Annotated in this window: 10 protein-coding genes and 1 pseudogene; 5 read left to right on the top strand and 6 right to left on the bottom strand. The window is 52.2% G+C overall.

All coding sequences use genetic code 11. The annotated features are described in order from the left end of the window. Positions 1-355: 355 nt before the first annotated feature. Positions 356-586, top strand: coding sequence for a helix-turn-helix domain-containing protein (locus tag GIR22_RS25475; protein ID WP_154746040.1), 231 nt, complete (start codon positions 356-358; stop codon positions 584-586). A 77-nt stretch (positions 587-663) separates the two neighbouring features. Here the strand turns inward: GIR22_RS25475 and GIR22_RS25470 are convergent, their stop codons facing one another. The 6 genes and pseudogenes from GIR22_RS25470 to GIR22_RS25445 all read right to left on the bottom strand — a co-directional run bounded on the left by GIR22_RS25470 (position 664) and on the right by GIR22_RS25445 (position 6787). Then, complete coding sequence (locus GIR22_RS25470) at positions 664-1068, bottom strand: hypothetical protein (RefSeq protein ID WP_154746039.1); 405 nt, start codon at positions 1066-1068, stop codon at positions 664-666. After that, positions 1061-3064 (bottom strand): hypothetical protein, encoded by a 2004-nt coding sequence (locus GIR22_RS26565; RefSeq protein WP_246208488.1) that lies wholly within the window; start codon positions 3062-3064, stop codon positions 1061-1063. Before GIR22_RS26565 ends, GIR22_RS25470 begins: the two co-directional genes overlap by 8 nt. Before the next feature lie 23 nt (positions 3065-3087). After that, positions 3088-4767 carry a hypothetical protein gene (locus GIR22_RS25460; RefSeq protein ID WP_154746038.1) on the bottom strand — a complete coding sequence of 560 codons (1680 nt, stop codon included), beginning with the start codon at positions 4765-4767 and terminating at the stop codon, positions 3088-3090. Further along, the gene (locus GIR22_RS25455) at positions 4764-5606 is read right to left on the bottom strand and encodes a site-specific integrase (protein ID WP_178122465.1); all 843 of its coding nucleotides are present in this window, start codon (positions 5604-5606) and stop codon (positions 4764-4766) included. Before GIR22_RS25455 ends, GIR22_RS25460 begins: the two co-directional genes overlap by 4 nt. A gap of 527 nt (positions 5607-6133) precedes the next feature. After that, a pseudogene (locus GIR22_RS25450) lies at positions 6134-6370 on the bottom strand (magnesium chelatase domain-containing protein); the annotation flags it as partial. Positions 6371-6526: 156 nt separating this feature from the next. Continuing rightward, complete coding sequence (locus tag GIR22_RS25445; protein ID WP_154746036.1) at positions 6527-6787, bottom strand: accessory factor UbiK family protein; 261 nt, start codon at positions 6785-6787, stop codon at positions 6527-6529. 422 nt (positions 6788-7209) lie between these two features. On the opposite strand from GIR22_RS25445, the gene glnK reads away from it, so the two are divergent. From glnK to sutA, 4 genes are all read left to right on the top strand, one after another. Continuing rightward, complete coding sequence (gene glnK, locus GIR22_RS25440) at positions 7210-7548, top strand: P-II family nitrogen regulator (protein WP_002555808.1); 339 nt, start codon at positions 7210-7212, stop codon at positions 7546-7548. Between the two features lie 34 nt (positions 7549-7582). Then, positions 7583-8920 (top strand): ammonium transporter, encoded by a 1338-nt coding sequence (locus GIR22_RS25435; RefSeq protein ID WP_154746035.1) that lies wholly within the window; start codon positions 7583-7585, stop codon positions 8918-8920. 211 nt (positions 8921-9131) lie between these two features. After that, entirely contained in the window at positions 9132-9557 is a 426-nt protein-coding gene (locus GIR22_RS25430) for a secondary thiamine-phosphate synthase enzyme YjbQ (RefSeq protein ID WP_154746034.1), read from the top strand. A gap of 103 nt (positions 9558-9660) precedes the next feature. Then, a complete protein-coding gene (gene sutA, locus GIR22_RS25425) occupies positions 9661-9987 on the top strand; it encodes a transcriptional regulator SutA (protein ID WP_154746033.1) in 327 nt (108 codons plus the stop codon). The last annotated feature ends 391 nt before the right edge of the window (positions 9988-10378 follow it).

Below are 10378 nucleotides of genomic sequence, written 5' to 3'. Positions count from 1 at the left end.
TGGTGAAGACACTCCGTTCTGCAGGGTCAAGTACGTATATCAATTGCTAAACCACTCCCATTCAGTCGGCGCCGCTTGTATACCCTTCGTGGAAAAACAATGGGTAGCGCCGCACATCGGTGATACGAAAACTCATGCCATCCAGACGCTTGGCGTAAGCATCCCGCAATTCAAAAGTCGTGAATCGTGTACGCCCCTCCTCCTGAAGCAGCTCATACAGACGCCTGTCAAAGATGGAGCGAGGCAGATTTCATTGAGGCACCAAGGAGTGGATTCCTAAAAATGCGGATTATAGTCCGTGGCTCGTGTGTCCGCAAACGCAGGATAGTGCCGCCTCAGTGGAATTGAGACGGTCATGGACAAATTGGCGAAAGCGTTAGGGAGACGCATCCGAACGCAGAGGAAAACCTGCCAAATTTCTCAGGATGCACTGGCGCATGCCTGCAATATCGACCGCAGCTATGTGGGCAGGATCGAACGTGGCGAAGTAAATATTACCGTCGAGAAGCTGTATCGCATCGCAGGTGTGCTTGCATGCGACCCATCCGGCCTACTGCCTCAGGTGTCAGAGCTGAATCCCGCCTGATCGACCATGGCGCTCAAGAAGGCTTGAGATCACTACTGTGCTGAAAGGTGAGTTGGCCAGACGCTCTACGTTCAAGACTAGCGCAACCGCGTAACATTTCGCGGCAGAGGAGATGCTCGGAATTTCTCCAACTCTAAGGTCAGCTCAAGAATCTTCGCGTCGGCTTCCAGCAGTCGTGAACAAACTGCATCTCGCTGTCTTTTCAAGTCATTGATTTGATCACGAAGTGACCTATTCTTTTCGCGTTGTCGCAACTCAGATTGGCGCTTTGAAGCTGTGGCAGGCTTTTCGTTGTTGGCGACCCAGCGTTGGATCTCAGCTACAAGGCTAGGGAACCTAGCCTTTTTTAGGGCACTTGGATCGGTACCTGCCTCTTTCGCAACAAGGTTCTGAGACAACGTAAGTCCCTTCGCTATTCTTATAGGAGCATCTTTCTTCAATCGCTCGAAAGCGTCCCTGAATGCCTGTTCTGCTTTACCCATTGGCGGCCGCCTTGAGAGTATCTAATATATTATTTGTAGCCCTCTGCTGGAGGCGGAGAGACTCGTAATATGGTGATCCTTGAGGCGCCGCAGATAATCGGTCGCTAAGGATTTCTTGAAGATCTATAAGCTCCGGAACCCGGTCTTGATCAAACAGGGCATCCGCACATGCTCCTTTTTTGTGTCCACCGCCGCAATGGACCAATGTATCCGCTCCGCCCAGCGAGCAATGACCACGTTTAGTGCATCCGCCTGCGAGCGTTGTGCGCCATGAAACAGTTCCCTTCTTAGCGGCGAGCACTAATTTTTTAGCATCAGAAGCAGAAACAATGTTCAATATTTGTGACTTGCGCGCCTCTCCGAATGGGCTAACAAATCGAGGGCTAAGAAGTCGAGTTATTTCTTTGCCGAGAACTTCATACATAGCTTTCAGGTAGGTAGCATATGCGACACTGTCCAGTTTTACCTTCGAGTACCCTCGGCCGTAGTAAAGGCTCATTGCTCGGGTGACATGCTTAAGTTGATACTGTAATGAAGAGTCGGATACTAGCCCGGATGCTTGCATATTCACGGCTCCCGTGCGCCGCAGCTGGTGCCACGCGAAAGGCCATGGAGTTCCTACTTTGTAGGTTGCATCAAGGGAAGGCGTTAGCAACCGCGCATACTCAAGATCAGCCTCAGTAATCGTGATGGCGGCTCTGTCAAATAGAAGGGGGAAGCTCCTTAAGACTTCCATATAGGCGGAATAGGACGGTCTCACGCCGAAATCCTTATCCATTCCATTGCCACGTGCCCACGGTTCGTACTGCCTCATATGGTGTGGCGGGTTCGATTGCAAATCCTTTGCTATGGATATACCGGCCCTTTTTAATGCGGTATCTATACGCAGTCTAGCCACGTGAGCCAAAGTATTGGCTGCTATCTGGGTAGATGGCGATGTGATCCAGCGTGCGTCCGAGTCACTAATTGTTTTAGTCGTTACACCGCTGAGCATATAGATTGCCCCCAGCTGCTGATCATGTTCTACTTTTAAGCAATCTGCGCGTAACCTCCATGCTTCCTCTATTCTCATTAGGGAGAAGTTCAAAAGGTACGCGGCGCCGACTTTGGAGGCTAGGGTCATATAGCTTCCTAAAGTAGTAATCCTGCATTTAGTGTCAGGTGCGTCGGTCCCGGTGATCCATTTCTTAAGAGTTATAGTGATGCCATGTCTATCAGAATAGTCGGAAAAACTTCCAAAGTTACGCCTGAAGCCCGTGCCGTCAGAGTCGCGTGAAGACGCTCCTTTCGCGTAGAGAGCGTCTAGCGAGCCAAACTTATTTTCATACAGCGCTATGCATTCTGAATAGCAAGCCGCTACTCCATCCTTTACTTTTTCATAGTCTTCTAAAAACTCTTTTAGTCGATTGACTTGATAAAGCCAGATCCGGGGAGGAATATATGCAGTCTGAGATCCTTCGTGCGATGGTATAGCTGCGCTAAGGCGTCGCAGGCATTCCCTATCGAGGATCACCTTCCCAAATTCGAACCGCTGCTCAAACAAGTTGTGTAGAAGAATTAATGCTGCTTCAGCATTAGACGGAGAGAACGCGAACGCTAACTTATCAAGCGTTTCAGGATGTTGGTGTAACCGCTCAACATCCACATTGTCATCTGAACAAAGCTTGAATAAGGGGAATAAGTGAGTGAATCTAGATTTTAGCGTGCCCGCATTGTTGACCGGTCTAGGACCCCAAAGCCACCAAGCGCATACGAGCTTCGCCATCTTGATACAACTATCAGACAGCCTGGGTTTTTTCTTGTTGTATGTTGCGAAGCTAAGTCGCAAATTCCGAGATGCCCAGGGCGACAAATCCCAAATGTCGTCGCCGTAATAGCTAATCACAGAACCATTTTTGTCTATGACAACTGGGAAGTCATCAGTTGGTGGCCACGTTGGAGGGAAGTGGTTGGATGAGTTAGTGTCAATAAAAGGCAAGTCTATTCCCAGTGCCATACGCCTAGACCCAGAGAGTTGCGTCACTTCCTAATCTCCATAAGCTTTACAAAACCATCCCATTTTGGGTGGTAGTTACCCTCTTCTATCCTGATGAGCGATTCATCCACCCACGAGACAAACTCAGGCGTCCTTTTAAATTTGTCTAACTTTCCAGTAAGCACGTCCATGGTCAGTTGGGCAGGATGTTTTTCGCGGGCCGATCGAGTGGGTCTGTGCGCCGCAAGCTCCAAGGATTTCAGATAACGGTAGGTTACAAGGGACCATACATGGTCAAGGTCAGCTATGTCTCTCTGGTGCTGGCAATGAAGGCACCCCGCAGGATTGACGCAATCAGCTTTAGGAGTACCTTTGGCGGCATCAAGGACGTTAGACGGCGTGGGCTCGATACACACGCCGGGGCCTGGAGGCGCAAACGCCGGATCGTGTCGTTGGTGATACCTTGATAGCTCTGATGCAGCCGCTTGGTGATGCGGCTGTTCATAGGTTCGAAGAAGAGTAGCCTCCTCATGCTGACCCATTTCTGCTGTGATTTCTGGGTCACGTGTCTTTCGTAGCAGCCAGTTGATTTTCGCTAGTCTGAGATTGCGTGGAGTAATATATGGAACCTGCAATTTTTCAAGTATTTTTCTTGTTGCGTTAAAATTAGGAGAGTTTGTGACAGTGCGTTGGAAGTGAGATTTCAAAGGGAAAAGCAAACCGTCCTCTGGGTATATAGCGTTACGCCATTTCAAATACGCTTCGAAGTGAGTCCTGTATTCGCTGTATATATTAAATTCTACCTCTCCTTCTCTTCGGTCTTTGTAGATGCGCTTACAGTGATAGCCGCCGTTATGGCTTTGGTACGAAAATTTGCCATTGAGCATAGGTAACACTTGCGAAAGATTTGCCTGGGTTTGTGCAACGAAAATTAGAATTTCAGCTTCGATGCGTAGGTTCATGAGCGGAAAGCGCGTCCTCCAGCTTTTATCTGCTATCCACGCTTCTCGCTTTTTCAACGACGCACCAAATTTATGCCAGTTTCCCTTAAGCTTATCCTCAGATATGAGTTTGCTCCAGTGCTCGATAGTTTCTCCGGTTCTAAAGTTCAATATGGCTGGCAGACTTCCATAAATGGTTTCCTCGGAAAGCGACTCGCAAAGGTCAGTAAGAGCAGCTCCCATTTTAAATAAGCCTTCTATATCGACTTTGTCGCTAGACTTGCCCCAGCTTTTTTTAACGCGCATTTTTCGTAGGCGTGAGAAACTCATGATTCGCCGATCACGATCTAGCACCGCATCAATGACCGACCCAATTCTGGTGGCACGACTAAAAGCATTTTCCTGTGCGGAGCGGTTACCTCTACACTTATCAAACATCCAATCCGTCCAATCCAAGAAATTCTTTTCAATCGTGTGTGTGGTCATATCACGATAACTATCATCGGCCCACGCGTAGAAAGACCTAAGGACTTGATACGAACCTTTTACCGTCGTAGGGCTTCTCCCCGAAGTTAAAGATCCCTGCATATTTTCGAATAGTGTAACAGCCAAAGCTAGTCGTTGCTCTGACGGAGGTTTAAGCCCGCCTTCCAAAATGATTTCTGTTGCCACATTAATAGGGAGAGAACTCAGCCCATGGTATAAGACAGAGTTTAAACTCCATGGGGTTTCCATCCTGCCATAGTCAACGTTGTAAAAAGTTAAATCTGCTAATGGCTTCATAAGACTTTATGGCTCTCGCTCGTCACTCCAAGAAAGGCTTTTGTAAAATCATTCGCCATGGAAATTTTGATTGGGGTTCGCTCTATGAATTTAATATACTTTATGGTTGTCGATTCATCCCGGTGAAGTAGAGCGTCTTTAACGATGCCGATTGCGTGTATGGCTCCGCCAGCTTTGACGGCCAACCTCGCCAATTCTGTTGCAAAGGTGCAGCGAGTCTGATGAAATTTAAAGACTTTCAATGCGCTGATCCCGTGCTTCCGACCGATTTTACGCAGGGTGCTCATTGAAACATTTATTGCCGGTGATCTATCTTTGTTCCGATCTGCATAAGGGTTTCCACGTCTAGTAATAAAAACCAGGTCCCTATTTTCAGGTTTGGCTTTAGCTTGTCTCAGCAGTCTTTCAGCACTGTAGCAATAGACCATTAACTCATCTAGCAATGATTTCGTTATCCATACGTGTCCAGTTACATCATTTTTAGTCGAAACTGGCGGAGATGCCCCAGGGCCAACAGCTAGTCTATACAGTTGCGGTGTGGCCGGGTCTTCCACAGCGTTTTCTAGAGTCTGAATAGCTAAGCTTGCTAGGGTTTGGATTCGCATGCCAGTAAAGAAGCCCACCATCAACATTAGGTGAATTTCGCGCGGAGCAAGACTTTGTGCGATTTCTAGTATTTTAGCACGGTCATGCTCGGATACAGGGAATAGCCCATCCTCGAGCTTTTCTCCAACAGTAGACTTGTTGGGGATGGATAAACTAGTCGTGTTAACTGTAAAGGTTCGCTCAAGACCGAATTCATTACTTCGCTTAATGCTAATGAAACTTTCTCTCCACATGGGCCATTCAGGGCTGAGTAAGCTCGTATGCCTCAACCACCGGTAAAATTGGATTACAACGCGCATACGCTGGGAAGTCGTGGAGGGTGCTATAAGGTTGGCTTTTCGCGATTTGATGAGATATCCACGGTACTTAACTAAACACCTGTCACTCTCTCTGGTTGGGAAATCTCTCCAGTCAACCTCAGCCTCTTCTAGCCACTTAGAATAGGCATATATAGAGGCGCTTTTCGACTTTATGGTTGCGATGTCTTTTCTGGCTTCAGTAGCTTGAAGCATTAGCCATAGGTTGGCCTCTCGCCAAGGCAAACCATCCGCCCAGAAGATTTGAGGCAGGCCGTCAACGATGGGAGACCCTTCAGGTTGACGCCATATCACTTTCCCTCCGATCACTGAAGCTCGTAGGGGAGTGTGGCGTATGTGCTCCAGGCGTGACACGGTCTGTCGTCCTTCTGGCGGTTTTAGGGGGAAACGTCCATAGCCTGCCTATACTACTGTGCGTTGTCCATACAGCGAACTAACCTGTGCCCGCCGTCCTTGGGCAGGTCGGCGGGTGCCAGGTTAAGGGTGATGCGGCGGGCCGGGTATTGCAGCGCGCTGTTGAGAATGGCGCTGCGCACCCGGTCCTTGCTCTCCTTGACCGCCGTTTCGGGCAGGCCCACCAGCGTAAGCGAGGGTAAACCGTTGGCCATATGCACCTCGACGGTGACGGCGGGGGCTTGGACACCAATCTGGGCACGACTGTGGACGATGGCGAGGGACATGCTCGTTCCTTGAGAGTGGAGGACCGCTTCCTGCGGTTTTTCAAGGGTAGACGAGGGGATGGGGTGCGATGGGTAGAGGTTTTACAGGACGTATCCACGGCTGTGGCAAATCAACTGTAGGAACTGGGCATCCCTCGCGCCTACAGGTTGTTTATTTTATTCAGTGGGCGGCGTTAGGCGTGCTTCCAGCTCTGCAACCTTGGCCTCAAGGCTCTCCAACCGCGCACGCGTGCGGGCAAGCACCACCATCTGGCTATCAAACTCTTCCCGGCTCACCAGGTCCAGCTTACTGAATCCGCTTTGCAACAGGGCCTTGAATTGGCTTTCGATTTCATTGCGGGGCAGCGGAGTGTCGCTGCTGAACAGACGAGAGGCGTGGCCGCTCAGGGCGTCGAGGAGGTCTTTGGGCGCGAGCATGGGAAGTATTCCGGAAAACTGTTGGGCGCAAGTGTATCACGCAGCGTCGACAGTCTTTTTCACCTCCTCAAGCGCACGCTTTTCGCGCATGGGGGCGGGCGCTGGCGCACTGTTTTCGTGCGCATTGGCGCTATCCAAGAGCCCTGAAGTTGAGCGCGAGTAGGCAAATGATTGATTTCAGTAAGTTTTACGGAGATGGCAAGGTTTCTGCTTAGACGATCATGACCCATGCACTGATGCAGTCGCTGTGACGAATGCAGTGCACCTTTGATTCGGGGTAACAGGTTTCGTCACCAGTGGTTAGCCGGCGTCGCAAAGGTAATTGCCTGGGCGACGATGCGTTACAAAGCCAGGCACTGCGCTTAGACTTGAGTCGGGTTTGTTTTCCTGGGGCAAGTCCACCAATTCGGGAGAGAGTTTTCATGAAGCTAGTCACTGCCATCATCAAGCCGTTCAAGTTGGACGATGTACGCGAGTCACTGTCCGAGATCGGCGTGCAGGGCATTACCGTCACTGAGGTCAAGGGCTTCGGTCGGCAGAAGGGTCATACCGAGCTGTATCGCGGCGCGGAATACGTGGTCGATTTCCTGCCGAAGGTGAAGATTGATGTCGCCATTGACGACAAGGATCTTGACCGGGTTATCGAGGCAATAACCAAGGCTGCCAACACCGGCAAGATCGGTGACGGCAAGATATTTGTGGTCAATCTGGAACAGGCTATTCGCATTCGTACCGGCGAAACCGATACCGACGCAATCTAAGCCGCCAAACCCCAACGCCCCAGGAGAAAACAATATGACTCTGCGTAAATTCGCAGGGCTAGGAGCCCTGTTGTCCATCGTAATGCCCGGCCTGGCCATGGCGGCGGACGAAGTGGCGGCTCCAGTCCTCAATTCCGGCGACACTGCCTGGATGCTGACTGCCACCGCACTGGTGCTGTTCATGACCATCCCCGGCCTGGCGTTGTTCTACGGCGGCATGGTCCGCTCCAAAAATATTCTTTCGGTGATGATGCAGTGTTTTGCCATTACCGGCCTGATCAGCATTCTGTGGGTCATCTACGGCTATAGCATTGCGTTCGACACCACCGGCATGGAGCAAGGTGTCGTCAACTTCAACTCGTTCTTCGGCGGCATGGGCAAGGCATTCCTGGCGGGTGTGACCCCGGACAGCCTGACCGGGCCTGCGGCGCTGTTCCCGGAAGCCGTGTTCATCACCTTCCAGATGACTTTCGCCATCATCACGCCGGCGCTGATCGTCGGTGCGTTCGCCGAGCGCATGAAGTTCTCCGCAATGCTGATCTTCATGACCCTCTGGTTCACCCTGGTCTATGCGCCAATCGCGCACATGGTCTGGAGTGGTGACGGTGGCCTGATGTGGGACTGGGGAGTGCTGGATTTCGCTGGCGGCACCGTGGTGCACATCAACGCCGGTGTTGCCGGCCTGGTAGCGTGCATTGTGCTTGGCAAGCGTAAAGGCTTCCCAACCACGCCCATGGCGCCACATAACCTTGGTTACACCCTGATGGGCGCGGCGATGCTGTGGATCGGCTGGTTCGGTTTCAACGCCGGCTCTGCCGCGGCGGCCAACGGCACTGCCGGCATGGCGATGCTGGTGACCCAGATCGCCACCGCTGCAGCGGCATTGGGTTGGATGTTTGCCGAGTGGATCACCCATGGTAAGCCAAGCGCCCTTGGTATCGCCTCGGGTGTGGTTGCTGGCCTGGTGGCCATTACCCCGGCTGCCGGTACCGTGGGCCCGATGGGTGCCCTGGTAATTGGTCTGGTGTCTGGCGTGATCTGTTTCTTCTGTGCCACCAGCCTCAAGCGTAAGCTGGGCTATGACGACTCGCTGGACGCCTTTGGTGTGCACGGTGTCGGCGGTATTGTCGGCGCAATCCTGACCGGTGTATTCGCAGCTCCGGCCCTGGGCGGTTTCGGCACGGTGACTGATATCGCGGCGCAGGTCTGGATCCAGGCCAAAGGTGTTGGCTTTACGGTGATCTACACCGCGATCGTGACGTTCATCATTCTCAAGGTGTTGGATATGGTCATGGGCCTGCGGGTTACCGAAGAAGAAGAGGCAGTCGGCCTCGACTTGGCACAGCACAACGAGCGCGGTTACAACTTGTAATTACGCCTGAAAAAAATGCCCGGTTCGCCGGGCATTTTTTTGTCTGGCGTTTGTCAGTCACGAAAGGTTGTGAGACTTTTTGTGCTGACTTTGTGACGGGATCCACAAGACGCTTTTCAGTATGCGAATGTCTTACAGTCATGTAGGTGTATTCGGCACTTTGTTTTTTCCCAGAGCACGCTAGAATGCGCGCCGATGTGCGGAGAACTGTATGTGGCAACAGACCCTGATTACCCTGCGGGCCAAGCCCCGGGGCTTTCATTTGGTGACGGACGAGTTGCTCGCCGGCCTGCCTGAATTGAAGGCTTGTCGGATGGGCCTGTTGCATTTGTGGCTGCAGCACACCTCAGCCTCGTTGACCGTCAACGAAAATGCCGACCCGGCGGTTCGCCGTGACTTCGAACGTTTTTTCAATACGCTGGTGCCGCAAGGTAGAGCGGGATATGAACATGACGATGAAGGTCCGGATGATCTGCCGGCGCATTTCAAGGCCAGTCTACTGGGTTGTCAGCTGAGTTTGCCGGTCAAGGCCGGCCGCTTGGCGATGGGGACTTGGCAAGGTGTTTATCTGGGCGAGCACCGTGATTATGGCGGTGCTCGTAAAGTCCTCGCCACCCTGCACGGTGAAGAGGCATAAGCCACTGGTTATCCGGTGGATGTTGATTTTTTTCCGGCGGCCGTCGACAGACGGCGAAGCTGGGCTATAACTAATCTGCTTTTCGCAAGTCATGAGGTAGAACATGAGCGACGATGATCTGGAAACCGACGAACTGGAAGTAGGCGACGAAGACGATACCGAAGAAGGTCTTGAGGCGGCTGCCGAAGACGTGGCTGACGACGACGGCGGTGAAGATACGCCTGCCCCGGTAGCCAAAGGCAAAGCCAAGGCCGCTGTTTCGGTTGACGAACTGCCGAGTGTCGAAGCCAAGAATAAAGAGCGCGATGCGCTGGCCCGTGCGATGGAAGAATTCCTTTCTAAGGGCGGTAAAGTGCAGGAAGTCGAGGCTAACGTGGTGGCAGACCCACCGAAGAAGCCTGATAACAAGTACGGTAGCCGACCTATCTAAGGTCTGTTACGTGCTTGCTGAAAAAGCCCGCCGTCGCTGCGGGCTTTTTCATGGGTGAAACAAAATGGACCTTTGACCCGCTGGCGCAGCCTGCGATCGGCTGCGCAGCGGTCGCCTGGGCCTTGGAATTGTTGAAGGTCCTGCGGCCCTTATCGCAGCCTCGTGCTTCGACAGCGGCTACAAAGGATCCCGATCACCTGTAGCCGCTGGCGCAGCCTGCGATCGGCTGCGCAGCAGTCGCCTGGGTTTTGAAATTGCCGAAGGTCCTGCGGCCCTTATCGCAGCCTCGTGCCTCGACAGCGGCTACAAAGGATCACCGATCACCTGTAGCCGCTGGCGCAGCCTGCGATCGGCTGCGTAGCAGTCGCCTGGGCCTTGGAATTGTTGAAGG

The organism is Pseudomonas karstica, assembly GCF_009707515.1.
Classification (GTDB): domain Bacteria; phylum Pseudomonadota; class Gammaproteobacteria; order Pseudomonadales; family Pseudomonadaceae; genus Aquipseudomonas; species Aquipseudomonas karstica.
The sequence above is the reverse complement of the archived record's forward strand: the minus strand, read 5'-3'. Positions and strand labels throughout refer to the sequence as shown.